Source organism: Thalassospira sp. B30-1 (assembly GCF_015767575.1).
Lineage (GTDB): Bacteria > Pseudomonadota > Alphaproteobacteria > Rhodospirillales > Thalassospiraceae > Thalassospira > Thalassospira xiamenensis.
In genome coordinates this window covers 1,049,501-1,073,100 of sequence record NZ_CP065232.1, presented here as the reverse complement: position 1 = coordinate 1,073,100, position 23,600 = coordinate 1,049,501, and the positions used below count along the sequence as shown (strand labels likewise).

Here is a 23,600-nt window from a genome sequence, read left to right as displayed (position 1 = left end):
TTTCAGAACACCCATTCCAGTTACTGGAACAAGGAAGGATTGCCGATGGCCCGCCCCCGCACATTTGACGAAGAAAGCGTTCTTGATAACGCCATGAACATTTTCTGGAGCAAAGGCTTCGAGGCGACATCGGTGCAGGATCTCGTCGAGGAAACCGGTATTAACCGTGCCAGTATGTATTCAAGCTTCGGCGATAAAAAGGCCCTGTTCCTCCGTGTTCTAGACCATTACAGCCAGAAGGTCAGCACGGTTCGCTTTGCCAAACTGCGCGAAACCGTCGATGGTCGCGAGGCCATCGTCGCGACCTTCCGCGATGCCGGACGACAGGGCTGTGGCGAAGGCCGCCACAAGGGTTGCCTGATTGTCAATTCCGGCATGGAACTGGCCCCGCACGATCCCGAAACCGCCGCAATTGCGCAGGCGTCATTCCGCCGGGTTGAAGATATGTTTGCCCGCGCACTTCACCGCGGTGTTGAACAGGGCACCATCGGCAAGGATAAAAATATCCGCTCCTTCTCGCGATTTCTGGCGGGCTCCATTCAGGGCGTGCATTTGATGGCCCGCCGTGGTGCGGACAAGGATACACTTGACGATTACGTCAATACCATCCTGTCCACGCTCGACTGATTCCCGATCTCGGCAAAATATCGCCCTGCTCCCAACGGGTGAATTCACATTCACCCGTTTTGCGTGTATATCCATCGCGGGTCACGGAACCATATACGGGGGATGGCATGGACCAAGACACAAAATTCTGGGACAAGGCAGCAGCGAAATATGCCCGAAAGCCCGTTAGAAACCAGACGGCTTATGCCGAAACCCTGGATCGTACCCGTCATTACCTGACTCCGGATCAAAATGTTCTTGAAATCGGATGTGGTACCGGTTCGACAGCCCTGTTGCTTGCCCCGTCAGTCGGACATCTTACCGCAACCGACCTGTCCCCTGCCATGATCGCCATTGCGCAGGACAAGCTCGCCGATGGGAACCATCCGAATGTTCACTTTCAGGCGGCCCGCCTGTCCGATGGCAATCTTGCCGATCAGGTATTTGATGCGGTTCTGGCGTTTAATGTCCTGCATCTTGTCCGAGATATTCCCGCTGAAATCCGCACAATTCATCGCTTGCTTAAACCCGGCGGGCTGTTCATTTCAAAAACCGGCTGTATTGGTGAAGCGGGTCGCTTGCTTGCCATTTTGATTGCCGTCATGCGCAAGCTTGGCTTTGCGCCATTTGTCAATTCCCTACGCTATGGCGAACTGGACGCAATGATCGCAAGCGAGGGTTTCGAAATCATCGAAACCGGCCTTTACCCTGCCTCGGACCATGCCCGTTTCGTGGTTGCCCGCAAACTCTGATTCCAGACCATCCGCCATCACAGTTCGGTGATGGAACCATTTGTTTGTTGTTATTTCGGAATGATCATTCCACATTATTCGTCATTCAGCCAGATAACATTCATGAGGAACGAAATGTCCGCAATTACGCCCCTGATGCCGCGCCAAAAGGTCCCTGCCCTGTCCGTCCCGCTTGTCGGTGGCGGTACATGGTCGCTTGCCGATCAGACGCCAGAAAACTTCACCATGGTCGTGTTCTATCGCGGCCTGCATTGCCCGATCTGCGGCAAATACCTTAAAGACCTTGATGACAAGCTGGCCGACTTCGCCAAACGAGGTGTCAATGTGATTGTCCTGTCATCGGATACACAGGACCGCGCCGAAACGGCCAGAGAAAAATGGGCCCTTGAAAACCTTGATCTCGGTTATGGCCTCAGCCTCGAACAAGCCCGCGAATGGGGCCTGTATATTTCGTCAAGCAACGGCGTGACCTCGTCCGGGTTCGAAGAACCGGCCCTGTTTTCCGAACCGGGCCTGTTCCTTGTCCGGCCTGATGGCACACTTTATTTTGGCACCGTTCAAACCATGCCATTTGCCCGCCCGGCCTTTGCCGAGATTCTGGGGGCGCTTGATTTTGTCATTGCCAAAAACTATCCGGCACGCGGCGAAGTCATTGATCATACAAATATCTGATCACTGCGCGGCGACACTTTGAAAAACGAAACGGCCGGTTTCATTTCGCAGAAACCGGCCCTTTTGTTTCGATAGCTCTTCGGGTTATCGCCGAAGACTGCAGGAATTTTGATAGCCGGATGTGATCCACGGCAAGACAGTAGCGACAGCGATCACTTATTCAGGATCACTGTCATCATCTCTGCTACGCCTTGGACGCAGAACGATCCATGCCGCCACCAGCGTCAGCGCCGCCATGCCAAACCACGTTATGGCATACATCAGATGATTGTTGGGGAAACTGATCCGTGTCAGCCCGCCCACCGGCAGTTTTCCGGGATTATTACTTCCATTGGCATCAATGAAATATGGTGCGACATCATCCGGGTTAAGGCCGCGTTTCGCGGCCATAGCGCGCACATCGCGCGAATACCAGCGGTCTTCGTCAGGCACGTTGTCCCGGATAAAGGTGCCGCCCGGCTCATCCATCCGCAAAAGACCGGTGACGCGCGTATCGCCCGAAACCAAGCCATCCGTCCGGCTATCGGGTTCACGACGGTCGGTTGGGACAAAGCCGCGATTGATCATGATAATGGTGCCATCGACCCGTTCGAACGGGGTCATGACCCAGTATCCCGCACCATAATCCGTGGCAGCATAAACGTGGCTTTCCAGATCGTTGCGATAACGGCCTAGCAACGTAACCTTGCGGTATTCGTCACGTTCGCGGGTAACATTTTCCCAATCCGCCCGGTCCGGTGCGGTTAACGGGTCACCATGAACGCGGGCATCAACCCGTTCAATCAGATCAAGCTTCCACGCCCGGCGTTCAACCTGCCAGACACCAAGGGCCGCAAAACCCGAAAACAGGATCGCGGCCAGAATGCAAACCACGATGCGGGTCCTGATCGACGGTCCCTTGGCGGTAGACATATCCGTATCAGCCATAATCTTCATGACCTTCAAAACATCATCGGAACAAAAAAGGGCGCGATACCGGTGAAAGTATCGCGCCCCAATTACATCAGCAAAACCTAGCCGAAGCTTCGGATCATTTCATGATCCATCTGCGGCATCATGTTGGTGTTCAGGTGATACATCACCCACAGCGAACCGGCGATGGCAATCGCCACGATCACAAGGGTAAAGATCAGCGCCAGCATGTTCCAGCCGCCTTCGGACTTGGTGTTCATGTGCAGGAAGTAGACCATATGGACGACAATCTGCACGACACCAAGGCCCATGACCCAGGCCGCGGTTGCCACCTTGCTGTCAAGAACTCCATCCATCACCAGCCAGAACGGGATGGCGGTCAGGATTACCGACAGGATGAAACCGATCAGATAGCTGTTGAAGGTGCCGTGGCTGGCACCGTCAGCATGATCGTGACCGTGATGGTCATCATGTGCATGAGAATGCGTGCTCATCCCAGAACTCCCAACAGGTAAACAACGGAGAATACGCCGATCCAGATCACGTCAAGGAAGTGCCAGAACAGCGAAAGGCACATCAAACGACGCTTGTTTTCGACGATCAGACCGCGCTTGGCAACCTGAACCATCAGGGTGACAAGCCAGATGATGCCAAACGTCACATGAAGCCCGTGGGTCGCAACCAGCGTGTAGAACGACGACAGGAAACCACTGCGCATCGGGGTGGCGCCGAGACTCCAAAGATGATGGAACTCGTAAATTTCCAACCCGACGAAGGCAACACCGAACAGGCCGGTAATCGCCAGCCACATCTGGGTTCCCTTGATGCTGCCCTTTTCCATCGCCAGCATGGCAAAGCCATAGGTGATCGAGGAAAACAGCAGCATGGAGGTGTTGATCGCAACCAGTTCCAGATCAAACAGATCCACCGGTGCCGGCCCGGCCGCATAATTGCGGCCAAGCACGCCATGGGTTGCAAACAGGATCGCAAAGATGAGGCAGTCGCTCATCAGATAGAGCCAGAAGCCAAGCATCGTCCCGTTCTGCGGGTGATGCTCTTCCTTCAGGTAAAAGACCGGCGCTTCGGTCTGAGAGGCATTTGTATTCGCCATTGTCATTCCCTTACGCCTGCTGCTTTGCCAAAAGGGCGGTACGTTCGTCTTCGGTTGCGACAACTTCGCTGGCCGGGATGTGGTAATCACGGTTGTAGTTGAAGGTGTGCGCAATCGCGGTACCGATCAGGGCGATGAAGCTGACGGCGACAAGCCACCAGATATGCCAGATCAGCGCGAAACCGAGAACAAGCGACATACCCGCAAGGATCGCACCGGCACCGGTGTTTTTCGGCATGTGAATGTCGAGGAACCCGGAAGTCGGACGGACATAGCCGCGCTTCTTCATATCAGCCCAGGCATCAAGATCGTGAACGACCGGGGTGAAGGCAAAGTTGTATGCCGGGGGCGGCGACGAGGTCGACCATTCCAGCGTACGGCCATCCCACGGATCGCCCGTTTCATCACGCAGTTCTTCACGCTTGATGAAGGACACGACCAGCGACATCAGGAACGATGCAATACCGATGGCAATCAGAACCGCACCAAAGGCAGCAATGATGAACCAGATTTGCAGCGAGCCGTCATCGAAATGGTTCATGCGGCGGGTAACGCCCATCAGGCCAAGGACATAAAGCGGCATGAAGGCGAAATAGAACCCGATCAGCCAGAACCAGAAGGACATTTTGCCCCAGAACGGGTCAAGCTTGTAACCGAACGCCTTCGGGAACCAGTAAACGATACCGGCAAACATCCCGAACACCACGCCACCGATGATGACATTGTGGAAATGCGCAATCAGGAACAGGCTGTTATGCAGCACGAAGTCCGCCGGCGGAACCGCGAGCATCACACCGGTCATGCCACCAATCACGAAGGTCAGCATAAAGCCCATCGTCCACAGCATCGGGACGTCAAAGCTGATGCGGCCCTTATACATGGTGAACAGCCAGTTGAATATCTTGGCCCCGGTCGGGATCGAGATGATCATCGTGGTGATACCAAAGAAGGCGTTCACACTGGCACCCGACCCCATGGTGAAGAAGTGATGCAGCCAGACCAGATAGGACAGGATGGTAATAACGATCGTTGCGTAAACCATCGAGCTGTAACCGAACAGGCGTTTACGGCAGAAGGTCGAAACCACTTCCGAAAATACGCCAAATGCCGGCAGGATCAGGATGTAAACTTCCGGGTGGCCCCAGATCCAGATCAGGTTCACATACATCATGGCGTTGCCGCCAAGATCATTGGTGAAGAAGTTCGTGCCGACATAACGGTCAAGCGACAGCAGAACAAGAACCGCGGTCAGAACCGGGAAGGCGGCAACGATCAGGATGTTGGTGCAAAGCGCGGTCCAGGTGAAGACCGGCATTTTCATCATCGACATGCCCGGTGCGCGCATCTTGACGATGGTCACAATCAGGTTCACGCCCGACAACAATGTACCGACACCGGCAATCTGCAAGGCCCAGATATAGTAATCAACCCCGACCCCCGGACTGTAGACAATGTCCGAAAGCGGCGGATATGCCAGCCAGCCGGTTTTGGCAAACTCGCCAACAAACAGCGAGATCATCACCGTGATCGCACCCGCAGCCGTCATCCAGAAGCTGAAATTGTTCAGGAACGGGAAGGCAACGTCACGCGCGCCAATCTGAAGCGGCACGACGAAGTTCATAAGCCCTGTCACCAGCGGCATCGCCACGAAGAAGATCATGATCACGCCGTGGGCGGTAAAGATCTGGTCGTAGTGATCGGGCGGCAGATAGCCAGCAACATCGCCAAAGGCAATCGCCTGCTGGGCACGCATCATGATCGCGTCGGCAAAGCCGCGCAAAAGCATGATCAGGGCCAGAATGATATACATGATACCGATCTTTTTATGATCGATAGATGTAATCCATTCATGCCACAGGTAACCCCACAGTTTGAAATAGGTCAGCGCGCCAACAACGACGATACCACCCAGAACAACCCCCGCGAATGTCACAGCCAGGATCGGCTCGTGGAACATCGGGAAGGAGTCGAGTGAAAGCCGGCCAAATATAAAATGCAAAAGGTCCGGATTTGAAAACATCGGATTACTCTTCTTTTCGATGCGGCAACGCACCGGCCAGGCCGGTGCGCAAGCCGCGAAGGGCCGGTCGACTTACATCAACCGGCACTGCTTCAGAACCCTGTCGATACGCTGGCAGGAACGGGGCTGAACCGGCTGTCTTCAGACCCGTTTTCAAACAGCGGGATCGAAGAAATTTCCTGGCTCAGACCGCCTGTCGGCGTCGTGCAAAGCGTTGCCACGAATGATTCGGTCAACGGCAAAGGCTGGCTGCCACGTTCGCGCGGGGTGTCGTATGTCAGCGACATAACGTTATAGATACCCGCAAGACCGCCACCGCCATTTTTGTCGATATGCATCATTTCGTTCATGCACATTTTCGACTGATCGACGCACATATTCAGGATGGCCGTGTACAGTTCCGGATCGACATTACCGAAATAGTGGACCGGTTCCGCAATACTTGGCTTTTCAAGTTCCAGATATTCCGAACGGCCCAAAGTGGCGCTATCGGATTTGACCTTGGCAACCCAGTCATCAAAGCCTGCGTCGCTCAGCCCGTGGAACTTGAAGCGCATATGCGAGAAACCCTCGCCACTATAGTTCGCCGAAAACCCGTCATAGACGCCTTCCTCGTTGATCACGGCATGGAGCTTGGTTTCCATACCGGCCATCGAATAGATCATCCCGGCCAGTGCCGGAACATAGAAGGAGTTCATGATCCCCGAAGAGGTGATTTTGAACTGGATCGGCGTATCAATCGGTGCGGCCAGCTCATTGATGGTCGCAATCCCTTGCTCGGGATAGATGAACAGCCATTTCCAATCAAGGGAAACGACTTCTACCACCATCGGCTTGTGATCTTTCTCAAGCGGACGTTCCGCATCGATACGATCCAGCGGGCGGTATGGGTCCAGGGTGTGCGTACTGACCCAGGTGATCGCACCCAGCGCGATAATGATCGCAAGCGGGGCGGACCAGATGACAATTTCCAGCTTGGTGGAATGGTGCCATTCAGGATCGTACTCTGCATCCTTATTGGATTGACGATATTTCCAGGCAAAGAACACTGTCAGCGCCATCACCGGAAGGATGATGATCAGCATCAGGATCGTGGAAACAACGATAAGGTCGGCTTGCTGTGACGCAATATCGCCAGACGGATCCATCACGACCAGATTACATCCGGTCAGTAACGTGAACACAGAAGCAATTGCGACGCCGCGTGCAAGTTTTGAGAGCATGCGCTTCTACTTTGTCAGTCTCTGGAAGATGTTCTCACAAGCAACCATATGCTTGCGAGCCGCATAACCAGCCCACCGGACCGGCACACGTCGTACCCCAACCGTAGCGGCATATAGGAATTAAAATTCCAAACTTCCACGGAAGAGACACAAATTTGGCGAACTTTTTTCTTAAAGATCACCAGCAGAAAATTTCGCTCACTAGCTATAGCTGCGCCGCAACAATGTCAAGCAGGCCGCCAAACATCGGCTGGTGTTTATGATAATTATCAAAAAGCTGTAAACCATGCGTTGTGCAACGCAACACAATAATTGACACTGACGTTTGCAATTCACATGTCTATAATTAGACTCGATCCAATCAAGATGGCCAATCAAGATGGGTCCAATGAGAAGCAATGAAGTCAGATAATTAGGGAGACAGGCGTGAATCAACCCACTCATACCTTAGCGACCTCCACCTCCTCTGGACTGGAACGCGACGCACGCCAACACTCGGCTGGCACAGTCAACGACCCCGGACAGATCGCGCTTGGCGTGATTATCGGTCGGTCATCGGAGTTTTTCGATTTCTTCGTTTATTGCATCGCCTCTGTGCTGGTGTTCCCCCAACTCCTGTTCCCCGGCGAAAGCGCGATCGTCGGTACCATCCATTCCTTCTTTATATTCTCGCTGGCTTTCATCGCCCGCCCGATCGGGTCCCTCGTCTTCATGACAGTGGACCGGCGCTATGGCCGCGGCACAAAGCTGACGGTTGCCATGTTCCTGCTGGGCGGTTCAACCGCCGCGATGGCCTTTTTGCCAAGCTTTGACAGTGCGGGCATGTTTGCGATCTATCTGCTGTGCGTGCTTCGCTTTACGCAGGGGCTGGCACTTGGCGGTGCATGGGATGGTCTTGCCTCCCTGCTGGCACTCAACGCGCCTGATAATCGCAAGGGCTGGTATGCCATGATGCCACAGCTTGGCGCACCGCTTGGCTTCATTCTGGCATCCTCGCTGTTTGCCTACCTGATCCTGACCCTGTCGCCCGAGGATTTCCTCGCATTCGGCTGGCGCTATGCCTTCTTTGTTGCCTTTGCAATCAACGTGGTGGCGCTGTTTGCCCGTCTGCGTCTGGTCGCAACGTCCGAATTCGGAAGCCTGCTTGAAAAGAATGAATTGCAGGCCGTCCGTGTCCGCGACACCATCCGCCATCACGGCCGGACCGTGCTTCTCGGCGCGCTTGTGCCACTCGTCAGCTACGCGCTTTTCCATCTGGTCACTGTCTTCGCGCTTAGCTGGGTCGTGCTTTACACCCCGGCCAATCCGGGGCAGTTCCTGTTGACCCAGGGTGTCGGTGCGGTGCTTTGCGCGCTTGGCATTATCGCATCGGGCTTCATTGCCGATCAGATCGGCCGCCGCCGCCTGCTGGGGTATTCGGCAGCCATCATCGCGGTCGGTGCGCTCCTGACCCCGCTGCTTTATGCCTATAACATCATCAATGAAGGCATGATCGTTCTGGGCGGTTTTGCGGTTCTGGGTCTGTGCTTTGGTCAGGCGGCCGGGACACTGGCATCGAACTTCAAACGTGAATATCGCTATACCGGTTCGGCCCTGACATCCGATCTTGCATGGTTGCTCGGTGCCGGCTTCGCCCCGCTGATTGCCCTTCTGCTCTGCGTGGCTTATGGCCCGATTGGCGTTGGGGCGTATCTGCTTTCGGGGGCGGCGGTCACTCTGCTCGTCCTGCATTTCAACAAGCAGTTCGGACAGAAAAACACCGACTGATTGATCTTTCCCTATGTGAAACGAAACACCCCCGGCAGTCATCTACCGGGGGTGTTTTTGTTAAAATCGGACTATCAGCTGTAATTCGACGGGAACAGTGCCCGTTTGGCAACGTCATCCATTTCCGATTTGAAGGCATGGTCACTGCCAACCTTGCGTGCCCGTTCCACCGCAGGGCGGGTACAGATGCCCTGATACCATTTTTTCAGGTTCGGATAAGGATCAAGCGGCGCATCATTTTTCATGACGAATGCCGCCCGCTCGATCCAGCCCCAAAGCGACATATCGGCAATGGTGTAACTGTCACCGACAACAAATTCGCGCTGGGCCAAGTGATCATCCATCACCTTGTAATGGCGTTCAATTTCCTTGCGATAGCGGTTCACACCGTAATCGTTGCCCGCCGGTGCCACATGCTGAAAATGCACCGCCTGCCCGGAAAACGGGCCAAGGCCCGATGCAATGAACATCAACCATGACAGCAATTCACCACGATCTTCCGCCGTACCAAGGAACTTTCCGGTCTTTTCTGCCAGATAAATCAGGATGGCGTTTGAATCAAAAACGCGGGTTTCCTTGCCACCCGCCCCGTCGGTGTCAACAATCGCCGGGACCTTGCCATTCGGGTTGATTGCCAGGAATTCCGGACTGTGCTGTTCGCCCTTTTTGGTGTCGACCGGATGGATTTCATAAGGCAGACCAGATTCTTCAAGGAAAAGCGAAATCTTGGCCGGGTTCGGGGTCGGGTGGAAGTAAAAGCGGATCATCGGGGGCTCCTGATAAGGGGGCGAAACCGTGTTTTTCGCCTGCCCTTGAATTATGGAACGATCAGTTTAAATTGACGTATCAGAAACGTGTTGGCAAGGTCATAGTTTGAGATGAGCCACACATCATGAAAGTCAAAGGAGGCTTCGCCCCATGATTGATCTTTATTACTGGCCAACCCCGAACGGCCACAAAATCACGCTTTTCCTTGAAGAAGCGGGACTTGAATACAAAATCCATCCGGTCAATATCGGTGCCGGGGATCAGTTCAAACCGGAATTCCTGGCCTTTTCGCCCAATAACCGCATGCCTGCGATCATTGATCAGAACCCGGCAGACGGCGGCGATCCGATTACGGTTTTTGAATCCGGTGCCATCCTGCAATATCTGGCGGAAAAAACCGGCAAGTTCCTGCCGACCGATGTCCGGGCCAAGAAAACCGTGATGGAATGGCTGTTCTGGCAGATGGGCGGGCTTGGCCCGATGGCAGGCCAAAACCATCATTTCAGCGGTTACGCGCCGGAAAAAATCCCTTATGCCATCACGCGCTATGTCAATGAAACCAACCGCCTTTACGGTGTGCTGAACAAGCGCCTTGATGGCCGCACTTTCATCGCCGGGGACGATTATTCGATTGCCGATATGGCCTGCTATCCCTGGATTGTCAGCCATGAAAAACAGCAGCAGGACCTGAATGATTTCCCCAACCTGAAACGCTGGTTTGAAAACATCCAAGCCCGCCCGGCAACCATCGCGGCCTATAAGGCCGGCGAAGGTCTGCGATCTGGCGAGATGAGCGAAGAGGACAAAAAAGTCCTGTTCGGCCAAACCGCCAGAAGCACCCAAAACACCTGATCCAATTTGTTCTGCGCAATGCCCCTGCCCGTTCGGGCGGGGGCATCTAAAACCGGTTGCATCGTAATCCCAAACCCAATAAATGTTATGTTATAACATAACATTTAAAAGGAACCATCATGCAACGCCTTCCTGTTACGGTTCTGTCCGGGTTTCTCGGTGCAGGCAAAACCACCCTGCTTAATCATGTGCTGAACAATCGCGCCGGGCTGAAGGTCGCGGTAATCGTCAATGATATGAGCGAGGTCAATATAGATGCCGACCTGATCCGTGACGGCGGGGCAGCACTTTCGGCAATGGATGAAAAGCTGGTTGAAATGACCAATGGCTGCATCTGCTGCACGCTGCGTGACGATCTTTTGATCGAAGTCCGCCGTCTGGCCGAAGAAGGCCGGTTTGATTATCTGCTGATCGAATCAACCGGCATATCCGAACCCTTGCCAGTTGCCGCGACGTTCGATTTTCGCGATGAAACCGGCCAGTCTCTTGGCGATATTGCCCGACTTGACACCATGGTGACGGTTGTTGATGCCGCGCGCATGATTGCCGATTACAGTAGCACCGATTTCCTTAATGACCGGGGCGAAAGCCTTGGCGACGATGATGACCGCAGCATCGTCGATCTTCTGGTCGATCAGATCGAATTTGCCGATGTGATTGTGCTGAACAAACTTGATCTGATTGGTGCAGACGAACGCAAAATCGTGCTTGGCATCATTCGCGCGCTCAATGCCGATGCCAAAATCATCGAAACCGATCATGGCCGGGTTGATCCGCATGAAATCCTCAATACCGGGCTGTTTGATTTCGACCGCGCGCAGGATCATCCGCTTTGGGCCAAGGAACTTTACGGCTTTGCCGATCATGTGCCCGAAACCGAAGAATACGGTATCAAAAGCTTTACCTTCCGCACGCCTTTGCCGTTTCACCCCAAACGGTTTTACGATTTCATCCATTCCGAATGGCCGGGCATTATCCGCGCCAAGGGGCATTTCTGGATCGCCACACGCCCCGACTGGGTTGGCGAAATCAGTCAGGCCGGGGCTGCGGTAAAGCATGAAGCCCTTGGCACATGGTGGTGCGCCGTCCCGCGTGATCGCTGGCCCGATAACAATGACTGGCGCGATAAGGTACTGTCGAACTGGGATCCGACTTTCGGCGACCGTCGGCAGGAAATCGTCTTTATCGGCCTTGCCGATCAGATGAACGAAGCAACCCTTCGCGCCCGCCTTGCCGCCTGCCTGATTGACGAGGACGCGGCATTGGACGCCGGAAGCTTTGAACCCGACCGCTATAAATCCCTGCCCGATCCGTTCCCGGTTTGGGGCCGCAAAGCCGCAGCATAAAAAAACCGCCAGCCTTTCAACAAGGCTGGCGGCGTCAATGATCTTTGCGAACCCGCAGCTTAGGCGCTTCGAACCTCGGCCAGGAAGGCTTCGACGGCATCGTTCAGAACCGCCGCCTGACGCCCAAGACCTTCGGCAAGGCCAAGCACCTCGTTCGAAAGTTTTTCGGCATCATCCGCGGCCGAAGAAACGCCCGTGATGTTTTCCGAAACATCACGGGTACCGTGTGCGGCCTGCTCGACATTGCGTGCGATTTCCTGTGTTGCGGCACCCTGTTCTTCAACGGCGGCTGCAATCGTGGTTGTCGCACCGTCAAGACGGCGGATGGTTTCGGCAATCTCGGCAATGGCAGTTACCGCGTTGGATGTCGCAACCTGAATATCACCGACCTGGGATCGGATATCCTCGGTTGCGCGTGCGGTCTGGTTGGCAAGGTTTTTGACCTCGTTGGCCACCACGGCAAATCCTTTGCCGGCATCACCGGCTCGCGCCGCCTCGATGGTAGCGTTAAGCGCCAGAAGGTTGGTCTGTTCGGCAATATCGGTAATCAGCGAGACGACCTCGCCAATCTGGTTTGCCGCCTCGGCCAGCAGTTCGATCTTCTGGTGGGTGTCTTCGGATGTGCGAACCGCACCATTGGCAATGGTAGATGATTGCGCGACCTGATTGCTGATTTCCGCAATCGAGGCACTCAATTCCTCGGCTGCCGATGCAACGGTTTCCACGTTGCTCGACATTTCCTGCGAAGCTGCGGAAACAATGGTCGAACGCTGACCAACCTGTTTAGAGGTATCGGTCATCGCATTGGCGGAATGCTGCATGTTACCCGATGCCTGAATAACCTGTGCAACCACCTGCCCGACGCTGGCCTCGAAACTGTCGGCCATTTTGCGAAGTGCGGCGCGTTTTTCTTCCTCGGCAACACGCTCCTGCTCTTCACGCGCTTCGCGCATTTCTTCCATTTCGATTGTTTTCGATTTGAAGATATCCATGGCGCGGGCCAGATCGCCGATCTCGCTTTTCTGATCGGTATATTTGACGTCGATCTTGTGATCGCCCTGCGACAGACGCAGCATGTTTTCCGAAATGGCATAAAGCGGACGGGTAATGCCCCGGCTGATCATCAGCGAAACACCGACAACCGCACACAAGACCGCCAATGCCACAAGCCCCATCACCAGCATGCTCTGCATGAAGACGGCATTCACGTCATCAATGTAGATCCCTGTGGCAACAACCCAGCCCCACGGCTTGAACGCCTTGACGAAGGAAAGCTTCGGACGGAGCTTGTCAGACTTTGGCACCTGATAGGTATAATCGACAAAGCCCTGCCCCTCTTCTTTGGCGACACGGGCGAATTCGCGGTAATGGTGTTTACCCGATCCATCAACCGCATCACTCAGATTCTTGCCAACAAGATCCTTCTTGATGTCATGGATCAGAACCACCGGCGTGTAATCAAACACAAAGAAATAGTTGGTTTCATCATACCGAAGGGCCGCCACCGCCGCCTTGGCCGCATTTTGCGCCTGTTCGGTGGTCATTTCGCCGGACTGTTCCATCGCATGGAAATGCCCAATCAGGCTGATTGTTGATTCAACCAGATTTTTGGTTTTTGCCTTACGATCTTCAAGCATATTGCTGCGCAATTCGGTCAGACCGAACGCCCCAACCAGCAGAGCCGCAAGGATCGCCCCCGCGACGATGATCAGCATTCGCGTGCCGATCTTCATTGAATTCAGATTGAACATTTCCATCCCCATAAGCCAGTGCCTAATCGTTGCCAACATGTTGGCAACGTTTTGTTCTTTTCAAGTATCCCACCACCAGCGCACCGTATTTTACATTTCCGGCAGAGGGAATAATCAGATTATAGCAAGCGCATACAATATCCAGACATGTTTCAGCTGTGATACTAATCACTTATGCGGCTATATTTATTGTGGCTTCATACCCGCTTGGACTCCCTCCCCTTGCGGATAAGCCTTTTGGACCGATCTATTGGATGTCCAATGGCAGACAAGGATAAAACCATGACCAATCAAACCGGCACCATCTTCAAGCCCAATCATCGCACGCGCGTCTTTGCCCTGATTGCATTCATGGTGCTGTGTCTGATTATTTCGGCAGCAGGCGGGGCCGTCACGGCAACCAGCGTCCATGACTGGTATCCGACACTGGAAAAGCCGTTTTTCAATCCGCCAAATTGGCTGTTTGGTCCGGCATGGAGCCTGATTTATTTCCTGATCGCCTTTAGCGGCTGGCGCGTCTGGCTTAAACGCGGGATTTACGGGGCAAAGGGCCCCTTTGCCATCTACGCCGCCCAACTGACCCTGAACCTTTTGTGGTCGTTTCTGTTTTTCGGGGCGCAGTCACCATTTCTCGGGCTGGTCGATATCATCCCGCTTCTGATCCTGATCATTGTCAATTGCGCGATGTTCTGGCGGATTGATCGTCTGGCGGGGATGCTTCTGGTGCCCTATGCATTGTGGGTTGGCTTCGCTACATTGCTCAACGGATCGATTTATTTTCTTAACCCCTGAAACACTCCTGAAACCAAAGGGCTTTTGAAATTCGACCGAAATCCGCCATTGCGAAATGACGGTCAGAATCCTACGTCGGGCACATCTTAGCGTGCATAAAACCGACCGAGGAGGCCCAGATGAGCATTGCAGCAAAGGAAATCCACCTTTTACATTACCCCGATGGCGTTCCCACCACGGAAGACTTCGCGGCAAGAGACAGCGTCCTGCCAAATCCGCTTGACGGGGAAGTCCTGATTGAAAATATCTGGATGTCGGTCGATCCCTATATGCGCGGTCGCATGACCAAACGCAAAAGCTATATCCCGCCGTTCGAACTGAATGCCCCGCTTGAAGGCCACGCGATTGGCCGGGTCATACAAAGCCGCGACCCACGCTTTGCCGAAGGATCGCTTGTTACCTCGATGACCGGCTGGCGCAGCCATGCGCTGCTTGAACGTGATTACCTGCATCCCATCCCCGATATGCCTGATATTCCACCCGAAAAGTTTCTGGGTGTGCTGGGCATGCCCGGCATGACGGCCTGGGTGGGGTTGAACCGGATCGCCAATTGCAAGGCGGGCGATACCGTCTTTGTTTCCGCCGCCGCCGGGGCGGTCGGATCTGTGGTTTGTCAACTCGCCAAAGCCAAGGGATGCCGGGTTATCGGATCGACCGGTGATAGGGACAAGGCAAAATGGCTGCGCACTGAATTGAACGTTGATGCGGTAATAAATTACCGCGATACCGACGACCTTTCAGGAAGCCTTGGCGAAGTCGCCCCGCAGGGCATTGATGTTTATTATGAAAATGTCGGCGGCGCGCATCTTGAGGCCGCCCTTGATCATATCAATACTGGCGGGCGCATTGCCGTATGCGGCATGATTTCACACTATAATGACAAGTCCCCGCAACCCGGCCCACGCAACCTGTTCAGACTGACGACACAACGCGCAAAGATGGAAGGCTTCATCGTCAGCGACCATTGGGGCAGTTACCCCGATTTCGTCCGCGAAGGGGCAGATCTGGTGCGAAGCGGACAGCTCAAAAGCCGTGAAACCGTGATCGAAGGGCTGGAAAACGCCCCCGAGGCCTTTATCGATCTGTTCAAGGGTAAGAATACCGGCAAGATGCTGGTTAAACTCGCCGATTGATCCGCCATAGAAGCCCTTAAAAAAACAAAGCCCCGCCAAATCAGAATGGGCGGGGCTTTGTCGTTTGGTTCATGCTCTCAATACGCTGGCGTTCCGGCACCGTCGGCATCCGCTGCTTCTTCGGCTTCTGCGGCTTTAACCGTCTCGACATCGCCAACCGGGGCAACATTATCCATGCCCAACCGCCCGACAGACGGCAGACGCAGGGCCGGGCGATTGAAATCAATGCCAAGGTTAAGGCCCAGCAGGTTCAACTCGATCCCTTCTTCAAGACCAATGGAAAAACCAAGCAGCCCCAAAAGATTGGCCTGAATGCCCTGACCACTGGATGACAATCCGACAGGATCGGTGATCGCACGGAAATCCTTGCCAATCGCGTTGGCCGGCATATCAAGATCAAGGTCGGGCACGCTGCGCCCGATATGGGCGACAAAGGTATTGCTGTTTGGCCCCGGATAGCTGCGATACTGATCCGGATAGGGATAATCCTTGATCGCGGCTTCGATCTGATCAATCAGATCATCCACACCCTCGCCGCGATGATCGGCAAGAATTTGTGGCTCGGACCCGAACCATAAGCCATCGGGCAACGCATAGTTCTTGCGCACCACATTGCCCCCGCCCCAGCCAACAACGTCATATCGCGTGTAACTGGTTTCACCAGCCCGCTTATAGATAATCCACGGATGAACCGCGAAATAACCACGCCAGCCATAGGTATGGGCCGCCATGACCTGCACAATCGCAATATCGGCATTTGCCACCGGATCGGCGGCAGCGCCCGATGAATGTCGCGGCGCATTACGCCATGTCTGGCGTTTTTCGGCCTTTTCGGCGGGCGGGTCCTGTGCAAGGCTGATGCCAAACGGCAGCACAAGCATCGCCAGAAGGCCCAGAATGAAATTTCTGCCTTTTCTCACCAATCAATCCTGTCAGATGTCACGTTTCATTAATGTTACGATGTGAAACGACAAATAAGATCAAAAAATGGCAATTAGTTTGCAAAGCAGCATCAAAAAACGGTGAGGCTTTGCGACAATTCTGCGACAATTGCCTTGCGCCCCCCTTATGGCCACGCGGCAAAGGTATGGTCGCGCGCCCGTTCCTCGGCCCGGCGCAGGCGGCGATAAGCGCCGGGTGCCTCGCCCATGTAACGTTTGAAAAACCGGCTGAAATAGGCCGGATCACGAAAACCAAGTCCATAGGCAATCTGCGCGACCGCCAGCGGACTTTGTTCCAGCCGCATGCAGGCTTCGCGAATGACCCGCTCATGCACGAGTGTCAGGGGCGGCTTTCCGGTCGCCCGCATCACCGCCGACCCCAGCCGCCTCTCGCTGACGCCAAGGGCCGTGGCATAGTCGGCAATGTTCCAATGTTCACGAAAATGCAGCTCTAGCGTCTGCAAAAACCGCTGAAACGTGATCGATCCGGGGCGATGTTTATCGCGCTGTTCGATCATCCCTTTGGCCAGTCGCAAAACCATCGTCAGGATGATCTGAAGATGCGCCCCAACCACGATCCCAGCACCAAGCCCATTTTGCATAAGCTCCGCCCGGATCGCATCAAAGCTGCGCGCAAGTAACGTCAGATTATTGCTGCCCTCCGCCGGGGTGACATTATGAACCGTATCGGCGGCAAACCGTAACGGCAGCCCCCCGCCCGGCACTGGCGGCACACTTGTGCCGGTTGAACTGCCCCCGCAATGGCGCGCCACCAGATCGTCCGCCGCCGATAACAGATATCCATCCGCCCCGGCATTGACGGATATCGCCTGCGTTTCGCCAAGCGGCAACCACACAAGTGCCGGGGCATGACAATCAATCGTGCCCTGACGCAACCGGATATGCGCCCGCCCCGACAGCATCAAAACCGCATGGCACCGGTCCCGACGCGCCCGGTCATTCATCACCCATTCCTGGGACGACAATGCATGATCAAAACGGTACATCACTGCCTGTGTCGTGACCGGCACTGGGTCATCAAACGGTTGGATGCCAAACGCTTCCGGGTGTTGATTTTTTGCAATCACCGGCGAAACCATGCCTTTTTGACCCTGAAACATTCCAAATGGTTATATGTAAAATAGTACAATTTTTCGTCTTAAAATGTCAATTTGACCATCTTTACATCGGAACGCTTACAGCGCTTACTAATATTGCGGTCAAAGCAACCGCCAATAACAACAAGACATATTGAACAATGCGTTTCCGTTATTTTGCACATGCGAGTAAACGGACAGGAGGATACGTCACTTTTTTACTTTGAACATCAAAGTAGATAACAGATTTTCTGTATCCATCTTCCTGAGGTAACGCCAAAGCGGGAAAACCGAAATCACTGCCCAAAGACCTTTCCGGGTCTTACCCGGCGCAAAGCTGCCTTTCGCCGCCGCACAGCAGAACATAAAGAAGAAATCAGGAGAAACGTCGTGAACGATGCCAAGCTATTGATCAACAACGAAGCCGTGAATGCCACCAGCAACCGGACATTCGAACGCAAGAACCCGGTCACCGGCAAGGTCGCAACCTCTGCTGCTGCCGCCAGCCCCGCCGATGCGCGCAAGGCCGCCGATGCCGCCGCCGCCGCATTCCCGGAATGGTCAAAAATGGGTCCGGGCGCACGGCGCAAGATTTTGCTCAAAGCCGCCGACATCATGGAAGCCAAAGGCGACGAGTTTGGTCGTCTCGTCCTTGAAGAAACCGGCAGTACACGCATGTGGGGCGGTTTCAACGCCCATCTGGCGGCCAATATGCTGCGCGAAGCCGGTGCAATGACAACGCAGATTCAGGGCGACCTGATCCCGTCCGACACGCCGGGCCTGATGGCCATGGGCATTCGACAGCCGGTTGGCGTGGTTCTGGGCATTGCGCCATGGAATGCGCCGGTCATCCTTGGCACGCGCGCGATTGCCATGCCGCTTGCCTGTGGCAACACCGTGGTGCTCAAGGCATCGGAACTGTGCCCCGCCCTGCATCGCCTGATCGGGCAATGCTTGGTCGAGGCAGGCGCCCCGGCCGGTGTCATCAATGTCGTGACCAACGCCCCCGAAGACGCCCCGGAAATCGTCGAAACCCTGATCGCCCATCCGGCGGTGCGCCGCATCAACTTTACCGGCTCCACCCGGGTTGGCCGCATCATCGCCAAACTGGGGGCCGAACACCTTAAACCGGTTCTGCTTGAGCTGGGTGGCAAGGCACCGTTCCTTGTACTCGACGATGCCGACATTGACGAAGCCGTCAATGGTGCCGCATTCGGGGCCTATATGAATCAGGGCCAGATTTGCATGTCGACCGAACGCCTGATCGTTGACAATGCGGTTGCCGATGATTTCGTTGCCAAACTGGCCGCCAAGGCCAAAACGCTGACCGCTGGCGACCCGGCAAAGGCCGAACATATTCTGGGCGGTGTCGTGAATGTCGAAGCCGTCAACCGGATCGAAGAGCTGGTCGAAGACGCGGTTTCCAAGGGCGCAAAACTGGTCGCCGGTTCCGGCAAGGCGCGCGATGGCGTTCTGATGGATGCGACCCTTCTGGATCACGTCACACCCGCCATGCGGATTTATGCCGAGGAAAGCTTTGGCCCGGTCTGTGTCGTTATCCGTGCCGGGAACGAAGACGAAGCGGTTCGCATCGCCAATGACAGCGAATATGGCCTGTCATCGGCCGTCTTTTCCACCAACATCCCGCGTGCGATGGAAGTCGCCAAACGGATCGAAAGCGGCATCTGCCACATCAACAGCCCGACCGTTCAGGACGAAGCCCAGATGCCGTTTGGCGGGGTGAAAGCCAGCGGCTATGGCCGCTTCGGATCGCAGGCATCAATTGATGAATTCACCGAAATGCGCTGGATCACGATCCAAAGCGGCAAACGCCACTATCCGTTCTAGGAATATCACATTCCGCAGGGGGGAAGCCCGGTCGCACTCCCTCAGATGATCGGCCGGGACCTGTGGCAGGCCGCCTTGCGCTTAACCGCGCAGGGCGGCCTGTATCGTGACTTCCAGCATGTTGGAAAACCGCGACCGGTCCTTCTGGGTAAAGCCCGCATTGCGGCCCTGCTCGCCGGTGACTTCGCGCATATGGGCGGCAATTTCACGCCCCGCCAGCGCATTGCCGATATTCGCCTCGGTAAATTCCTGACCATTGGGTCGCAACACGCGCGCACCGATTTCAAGCCCGCGTGACGCCAACGGAATATCGTTGGTCACGATCACATCGTTTTTAACCGCGTTTTCGGCAATCCAGTCGTCGGCGGCATCGGGTTCCGGCGGCACAATCACGATCTGGACCAACGGATTGCGCGACGGGCGAATACCGCCGTTTGACACCATGATCATTTCCAGACGATGGCGTTCGGCCACACGTTCGCATTCCGCCTTCACCGGGCAGGCATCGGCATCGACAAACAAACGCGGGCGCGTATTTTGGGTTTGTTCTGACATGGCGCGATCATCGCCGGGACACGATGAAAGTCAAGCCATCTTCACGCTGTCCCCATTGTCCGTTCTGAATGCTTTGCCTCGCGCATCAACATCAAAACAAAACAGCCAATCGCCGCAAGGCCACAGGCAAAAAGTGTTGTCGTGCGGAAATCAAATGCACTGGCCACAAGCCCGGTCAAAAGATTGCCGACCAGTCCCCCAACAAAAAGCGAACTCATATAATAGCTGGTCGCGACACCGGGCTGCTCGGGGGCAAAGTTTTGAACAAACGTCATGCTGATCCCTGCAAAGATGCCGTAATAAAGCCCGTCAAGCACCGACAGAACAAGAACATCGACCAGACTGTCGGCACTGTGGATTGCCCCAAAGAAGATGATGGCAAGGATCGCTGCAATCACCATGCCCTTGCGTTCGCCGACCTTGCGAATGATTGATGCGCAGTAATAAATCACCACCACTTCGACAAAGCATTTAACGGTCAGCTCAAGACCGGCTGCAGACGGCATCAAACCAAGCTCGGTCGAGAAATAAAGCGGCATGGCCGACACAAAAACCACATTCCCGGAACCCAGCAAGAACACCGGAATACAGGCAACCAAAAGCCCGCGATTGAACGGAATCTTTGCATTGGGATCAAGCATTCCGGGATGGTGGGTCCGAAACGCAGCAGGCACAACCATCAAACAGACGCCAAACCAGATCACCGCCAATGCCGCAATCGCGTAATAGGTCACGGCAAAGCCATATGCCCCGAAAACCGTCAGCGACACCGCAGGTCCGACCATCCAGCCAAGCGATGTCTGCATCCGCAGGAATCCGTTGAATTTGGCGATATTGCGCCCGGTCTGCTCGGCAAAGAGCCGTCCAAACGAATAGACAACCGACAAAACCCCGGACCCGACACCCAGCAACACCGACACAATCGCCAGATACACCCAGTAAACCTGAAAAGTACCCAGCAACAGCATACCCGCGGCAAAGCAGGTAATACTCGGGATCACAAGGAAACGGATCGGCACACCGCGGTCAATCGCGCGCCCGTATGCCCGGTTGGTCAAAAGCGTGACGCAAACCTGCACAATCGCAACAAGACTGGTTTTCCAGGGCGGTTCGCCCAGTCCTTCAACAATATAAAGCCCGGTCAGGGGAGCAACACAGCTTGTTGCAAACGCCCCGATCAGCACCAGTGCAAGAACCAGCAACGGATATCGATCAAGCCGTGCCAGCATGGCATTCATGGCAGGCTGTTCATTGGGACTATCCGGTCCTGTAACCCCGTCGCGCATTTCACTGATGTCCTTGTTATCGGGTGGCGATATCAAAGAACCGTTCTAGCGTTTCAACTAAAAAGAGTGAAATTTTTTTCCGCGTCCCGCGATCAGGATGTCACAAAACCATCACAGCCTGTCAGGCTGCGATCACGCCAACCCACCGACAAAGCTGGCAAGTTCCGGGGTTTTTGGATTGGCAAAAACGTCTTCGGGGGCACCGCTTTCATGAATACGTCCCTGATGCATGAAAACCAGTTTATCGCAAACCTCGCGCGCGAAACGCATTTCATGCGTCACCATCACCAATGTCATGCCCTCCTCGGCAAGCTGGCGCACGACAGCCAGAACCTCGTTCACCAGCTCGGGATCAAGGGCCGATGTGACCTCGTCACACAGCAACACACGCGGCTTCATGGCCAGCGCTCGCGCAATCGCCACGCGCTGCTGCTGCCCGCCTGAAAGCTGATCGGGGTAATGCATCATCTTGTCGGCAAGCCCGACCTTGGCCAGCATTTCCTCGGCCACTTCTTTCGCCTCGGCCTTTGACTGTTTTTTCACGACCTGCGGCGACAGCATGACGTTTTCAAGTGCTGTGTAATGCGGGAACAGATTGAACTGCTGAAACACCATGCCAACGTTAAGCCGAAGCGTAAGCACATCCGTATCGCGGTCACCAACCTTCTTGCCCGCCACCATGATCGTCCCGTCATTGATGGTTTCAAGGCCGTTGATGGTGCGCAAAAGCGTGCTTTTGCCGGACCCGCTTTTCCCGATCAGGGCAATCACCTGCCCTTCCTCGATCTTAAGATCAATGCCTTTAAGGACTTCAAGCTCGCCAAAGCTTTTGTGGATAGCGTGCAGTTCAACGAGCGACATGGCGAAGTTTTCCTTCCAGATGGCGGGCATAAAGCGAAAGCGGGAAACAGATCAGAAAATACATGACGGCCACACAGCCATAGACCGTAAAGGGCGCATAGGTCGCGTTGGTGATCATGGTTCCGGCCTTGGTCAGTTCGACAAATCCGATGATCGAGGCAACGGCTGTCCCCTTGACCACCTGCACCGAAAAACCGACCGTCGGCGGCACCGCAATACGAAGCGCCTGCGGCAGAATGATATAGCGCATCTGCTGGCGGAAATTCATGCCAAGGCTTGCCGATGCTTCCCATTGGCCAAGCCCGATGGATTCAACGCACCCCCGCCAGATTTCGGTCAGAAACGCACTGGTAAACAGCGTTAACCCCAACATCGCCGCGATCCAGGGCGACACATCAATGCCGATCAGCGGCAGACCGAAGAACACGATGAATAGCTGCATCAAAAGCGGCGTGCCCTGAAACAGTTCGACATAGCCGCGCACCAGTCGCATCGCCCACGGATTACCGGCGGTCCGAACCATCAAAAGCAAAAGCCCGACAATCCCGCCCAGCACAAAGGCGGTAAGTGACAGCAACACCGTCCAGCGTGCGGCCAGCAGCAGATTATAAACAATATCCCAAAGGCTGAATTCAGACATGACTGCGCCGTTCAAACAGGAAGTTGCCAAATATCTTCAAACCCCAGCGCAGCAGTACCGACATCACCAGATAAAGCGCGGTCGCCACGAAATAGACCTCGAAGGCACGGAAATTGACGGCCTGGATATAGTTCGCCGCAAAGGTCAGCTCCTCGGCCGCGATCTGCGAACAGACCGACGACCCCAACATGACAATCACGATCTGGCTTGATAATGCCGGCCAGATTTTCTTGAGCGCCGGACGGATAATGACATAGCGGAAAATCTGCACCCGGTTCATCGCAAGGCTTTGGGCGGCCTCGATCTGCCCCTTGGGGATCGCAAGGATACCCGCCCGGATGATTTCGGTCGAATAGGCCCCAAGATTGACGATCATTGCCAGAACCGCAGCCTGAAATTCACTTAGCTTCACGCCAAGCGCCGGAAGACCGAAAAAGATAAAGAACAACTGCACCAGAAACGGCGTATTGCGGATCAGTTCCACATATATGCCGACGATCTGGCTGATGACGGGGGCACGCGATGCGCGCGCCCACGCCCCCAAAGTCCCCAGACTGACGCCAACCACAGCCCCGATGATTGTCAGTTCGGTTGTCAGGACAACCCCGTCAAGCAGCAATTGCCAATGCGGGACAATTGCACCGAAATCGAATTCATAAGCCATTGA

23 protein-coding genes are annotated in these 23,600 nt (G+C 54.9%); 9 read left to right on the top strand and 14 right to left on the bottom strand.

Going from position 1 to position 23,600, the window contains the following annotated elements:
- Nucleotides 1-45 precede the first annotated feature (45 nt).
- The 3 genes from IT971_RS04935 (at nt 46) to IT971_RS04925 (ending at nt 2,030) form a co-directional block, all read left to right on the top strand.
- Nucleotides 46-627: a TetR/AcrR family transcriptional regulator gene (locus tag IT971_RS04935; protein ID WP_037992448.1), complete on the top strand. Its 582-nt coding sequence runs from the start codon at nt 46-48 to the stop codon at nt 625-627.
- A gap of 107 nt (nt 628-734) precedes the next feature.
- Nucleotides 735-1,358: a class I SAM-dependent methyltransferase gene (locus IT971_RS04930; RefSeq protein WP_037992317.1), complete on the top strand. Its 624-nt coding sequence runs from the start codon at nt 735-737 to the stop codon at nt 1,356-1,358.
- A gap of 114 nt (nt 1,359-1,472) precedes the next feature.
- On the top strand, nt 1,473-2,030 hold the full coding sequence (locus IT971_RS04925) for a peroxiredoxin-like family protein (RefSeq protein ID WP_063093517.1): 558 nt from the start codon (nt 1,473-1,475) through the stop codon (nt 2,028-2,030).
- A gap of 156 nt (nt 2,031-2,186) precedes the next feature.
- On the opposite strand, the gene IT971_RS04920 is transcribed toward IT971_RS04925, so the two are convergent.
- From IT971_RS04920 to cyoA, 5 genes are all read right to left on the bottom strand, one after another.
- A complete protein-coding gene (locus IT971_RS04920; RefSeq protein ID WP_063093581.1) occupies nt 2,187-2,957 on the bottom strand; it encodes an SURF1 family protein in 771 nt (256 codons plus the stop codon).
- A gap of 86 nt (nt 2,958-3,043) precedes the next feature.
- The gene (locus tag IT971_RS04915; RefSeq protein WP_007090743.1) at nt 3,044-3,436 is read right to left on the bottom strand and encodes a cytochrome o ubiquinol oxidase subunit IV; all 393 of its coding nucleotides are present in this window, start codon (nt 3,434-3,436) and stop codon (nt 3,044-3,046) included.
- Nucleotides 3,433-4,053 (bottom strand): cytochrome o ubiquinol oxidase subunit III, encoded by a 621-nt coding sequence (cyoC, locus tag IT971_RS04910; RefSeq protein ID WP_063093518.1) that lies wholly within the window; start codon nt 4,051-4,053, stop codon nt 3,433-3,435. Before cyoC ends, IT971_RS04915 begins: the two co-directional genes overlap by 4 nt.
- A 10-nt stretch (nt 4,054-4,063) precedes the next feature.
- Nucleotides 4,064-6,073: a cytochrome o ubiquinol oxidase subunit I gene (gene cyoB, locus IT971_RS04905; RefSeq protein ID WP_007090741.1), complete on the bottom strand. Its 2,010-nt coding sequence runs from the start codon at nt 6,071-6,073 to the stop codon at nt 4,064-4,066.
- A 92-nt stretch (nt 6,074-6,165) separates the two neighbouring features.
- Nucleotides 6,166-7,296, bottom strand: coding sequence for a ubiquinol oxidase subunit II (gene cyoA, locus IT971_RS04900; protein ID WP_037992314.1), 1,131 nt, complete (start codon nt 7,294-7,296; stop codon nt 6,166-6,168).
- 426 nt (nt 7,297-7,722) lie between these two features.
- Here cyoA and IT971_RS04895 point away from each other — a divergent pair, with 426 nt between their 5' ends.
- Nucleotides 7,723-9,063 (top strand): MFS transporter, encoded by a 1,341-nt coding sequence (locus IT971_RS04895; RefSeq protein ID WP_007090739.1) that lies wholly within the window; start codon nt 7,723-7,725, stop codon nt 9,061-9,063.
- A 74-nt stretch (nt 9,064-9,137) separates the two neighbouring features.
- Here the strand turns inward: IT971_RS04895 and IT971_RS04890 are convergent, their stop codons facing one another.
- On the bottom strand, nt 9,138-9,830 hold the full coding sequence (locus IT971_RS04890; protein ID WP_063093519.1) for a glutathione S-transferase family protein: 693 nt from the start codon (nt 9,828-9,830) through the stop codon (nt 9,138-9,140).
- Nucleotides 9,831-9,981: 151 nt separating this feature from the next.
- Here IT971_RS04890 and IT971_RS04885 point away from each other — a divergent pair, with 151 nt between their 5' ends.
- Nucleotides 9,982-10,683 carry a glutathione binding-like protein gene (locus tag IT971_RS04885; protein ID WP_063093520.1) on the top strand — a complete coding sequence of 234 codons (702 nt, stop codon included), beginning with the start codon at nt 9,982-9,984 and terminating at the stop codon, nt 10,681-10,683.
- 119 nt (nt 10,684-10,802) lie between these two features.
- Complete coding sequence (gene zigA, locus IT971_RS04880; RefSeq protein ID WP_037992309.1) at nt 10,803-12,029, top strand: zinc metallochaperone GTPase ZigA; 1,227 nt, start codon at nt 10,803-10,805, stop codon at nt 12,027-12,029.
- A 59-nt stretch (nt 12,030-12,088) separates the two neighbouring features.
- On the opposite strand, the gene IT971_RS04875 is transcribed toward zigA, so the two are convergent.
- Nucleotides 12,089-13,780, bottom strand: a complete 1,692-nt coding sequence (locus IT971_RS04875) for a methyl-accepting chemotaxis protein (RefSeq protein ID WP_065702188.1) — start codon at nt 13,778-13,780, stop codon at nt 12,089-12,091.
- Between the two features lie 282 nt (nt 13,781-14,062).
- Here IT971_RS04875 and IT971_RS04870 point away from each other — a divergent pair, with 282 nt between their 5' ends.
- Together IT971_RS04870 and IT971_RS04865 are read left to right on the top strand one after the other, a co-directional pair.
- A complete protein-coding gene (locus IT971_RS04870) occupies nt 14,063-14,572 on the top strand; it encodes a TspO/MBR family protein (protein ID WP_063093582.1) in 510 nt (169 codons plus the stop codon).
- A gap of 119 nt (nt 14,573-14,691) precedes the next feature.
- Entirely contained in the window at nt 14,692-15,705 is a 1,014-nt protein-coding gene (locus IT971_RS04865) for an NADP-dependent oxidoreductase (protein WP_063093522.1), read from the top strand.
- Between the two features lie 77 nt (nt 15,706-15,782).
- Here the strand turns inward: IT971_RS04865 and IT971_RS04860 are convergent, their stop codons facing one another.
- Together IT971_RS04860 and IT971_RS04855 are read right to left on the bottom strand one after the other, a co-directional pair.
- Nucleotides 15,783-16,625, bottom strand: a complete 843-nt coding sequence (locus IT971_RS04860; protein ID WP_196871110.1) for a DUF3750 domain-containing protein — start codon at nt 16,623-16,625, stop codon at nt 15,783-15,785.
- A 146-nt stretch (nt 16,626-16,771) separates the two neighbouring features.
- Nucleotides 16,772-17,653 carry a helix-turn-helix domain-containing protein gene (locus tag IT971_RS04855; protein WP_223305025.1) on the bottom strand — a complete coding sequence of 294 codons (882 nt, stop codon included), beginning with the start codon at nt 17,651-17,653 and terminating at the stop codon, nt 16,772-16,774.
- Between the two features lie 480 nt (nt 17,654-18,133).
- Here IT971_RS04855 and IT971_RS04850 point away from each other — a divergent pair, with 480 nt between their 5' ends.
- Entirely contained in the window at nt 18,134-19,591 is a 1,458-nt protein-coding gene (locus IT971_RS04850; RefSeq protein ID WP_063093523.1) for an aldehyde dehydrogenase, read from the top strand.
- Between the two features lie 81 nt (nt 19,592-19,672).
- Here IT971_RS04850 and IT971_RS04845 read toward each other — a convergent pair whose 3' ends face one another.
- The 5 genes from IT971_RS04845 to IT971_RS04825 form a co-directional block, all read right to left on the bottom strand.
- Complete coding sequence (locus IT971_RS04845; protein ID WP_063093524.1) at nt 19,673-20,146, bottom strand: YaiI/YqxD family protein; 474 nt, start codon at nt 20,144-20,146, stop codon at nt 19,673-19,675.
- A gap of 41 nt (nt 20,147-20,187) precedes the next feature.
- The gene (locus IT971_RS04840; RefSeq protein ID WP_063093525.1) at nt 20,188-21,432 is read right to left on the bottom strand and encodes an MFS transporter; all 1,245 of its coding nucleotides are present in this window, start codon (nt 21,430-21,432) and stop codon (nt 20,188-20,190) included.
- 132 nt (nt 21,433-21,564) lie between these two features.
- A complete protein-coding gene (locus IT971_RS04835) occupies nt 21,565-22,293 on the bottom strand; it encodes an amino acid ABC transporter ATP-binding protein (protein ID WP_007090727.1) in 729 nt (242 codons plus the stop codon).
- Entirely contained in the window at nt 22,280-22,933 is a 654-nt protein-coding gene (locus tag IT971_RS04830; RefSeq protein ID WP_007090726.1) for an amino acid ABC transporter permease, read from the bottom strand. The genes IT971_RS04835 and IT971_RS04830 overlap by 14 nt, the downstream gene beginning before the upstream one ends.
- Entirely contained in the window at nt 22,926-23,597 is a 672-nt protein-coding gene (locus tag IT971_RS04825) for an amino acid ABC transporter permease (protein ID WP_037991958.1), read from the bottom strand. The genes IT971_RS04830 and IT971_RS04825 overlap by 8 nt, the downstream gene beginning before the upstream one ends.
- Nucleotides 23,598-23,600 lie beyond the last annotated feature (3 nt).

Excerpts from the sequence above, each read along its gene's own strand:
- IT971_RS04935 (WP_037992448.1), top strand. The coding sequence starts at position 46 with ATGGCCCGCCCCCGCACATTTGACGAAGAAAGCGTTCTTGATAACGCC.
- IT971_RS04930 (WP_037992317.1), top strand. The coding sequence starts at position 735 with ATGGACCAAGACACAAAATTCTGGGACAAGGCAGCAGCGAAATATGCC.
- IT971_RS04925 (WP_063093517.1), top strand. The coding sequence starts at position 1,473 with ATGTCCGCAATTACGCCCCTGATGCCGCGCCAAAAGGTCCCTGCCCTG.
- IT971_RS04920 (WP_063093581.1), bottom strand. The coding sequence starts at position 2,957 with ATGGCTGATACGGATATGTCTACCGCCAAGGGACCGTCGATCAGGACC.
- IT971_RS04915 (WP_007090743.1), bottom strand. The coding sequence starts at position 3,436 with ATGAGCACGCATTCTCATGCACATGATGACCATCACGGTCACGATCAT.
- cyoC (WP_063093518.1), bottom strand. The coding sequence starts at position 4,053 with ATGGCGAATACAAATGCCTCTCAGACCGAAGCGCCGGTCTTTTACCTG.
- cyoB (WP_007090741.1), bottom strand. The coding sequence starts at position 6,073 with ATGTTTTCAAATCCGGACCTTTTGCATTTTATATTTGGCCGGCTTTCA.
- cyoA (WP_037992314.1), bottom strand. The coding sequence starts at position 7,296 with ATGCTCTCAAAACTTGCACGCGGCGTCGCAATTGCTTCTGTGTTCACG.
- IT971_RS04890 (WP_063093519.1), bottom strand. The coding sequence starts at position 9,830 with ATGATCCGCTTTTACTTCCACCCGACCCCGAACCCGGCCAAGATTTCG.
- IT971_RS04885 (WP_063093520.1), top strand. The coding sequence starts at position 9,982 with ATGATTGATCTTTATTACTGGCCAACCCCGAACGGCCACAAAATCACG.
- zigA (WP_037992309.1), top strand. The coding sequence starts at position 10,803 with ATGCAACGCCTTCCTGTTACGGTTCTGTCCGGGTTTCTCGGTGCAGGC.
- IT971_RS04875 (WP_065702188.1), bottom strand. The coding sequence starts at position 13,780 with ATGTTCAATCTGAATTCAATGAAGATCGGCACGCGAATGCTGATCATC.
- IT971_RS04870 (WP_063093582.1), top strand. The coding sequence starts at position 14,063 with ATGACCAATCAAACCGGCACCATCTTCAAGCCCAATCATCGCACGCGC.
- IT971_RS04865 (WP_063093522.1), top strand. The coding sequence starts at position 14,692 with ATGAGCATTGCAGCAAAGGAAATCCACCTTTTACATTACCCCGATGGC.
- IT971_RS04855 (WP_223305025.1), bottom strand. The coding sequence starts at position 17,653 with ATGTACCGTTTTGATCATGCATTGTCGTCCCAGGAATGGGTGATGAAT.
- IT971_RS04845 (WP_063093524.1), bottom strand. The coding sequence starts at position 20,146 with ATGTCAGAACAAACCCAAAATACGCGCCCGCGTTTGTTTGTCGATGCC.
- IT971_RS04840 (WP_063093525.1), bottom strand. The coding sequence starts at position 21,432 with ATGCGCGACGGGGTTACAGGACCGGATAGTCCCAATGAACAGCCTGCC.
- IT971_RS04835 (WP_007090727.1), bottom strand. The coding sequence starts at position 22,293 with ATGTCGCTCGTTGAACTGCACGCTATCCACAAAAGCTTTGGCGAGCTT.
- IT971_RS04830 (WP_007090726.1), bottom strand. The coding sequence starts at position 22,933 with ATGTCTGAATTCAGCCTTTGGGATATTGTTTATAATCTGCTGCTGGCC.
- IT971_RS04825 (WP_037991958.1), bottom strand. The coding sequence starts at position 23,597 with ATGGCTTATGAATTCGATTTCGGTGCAATTGTCCCGCATTGGCAATTG.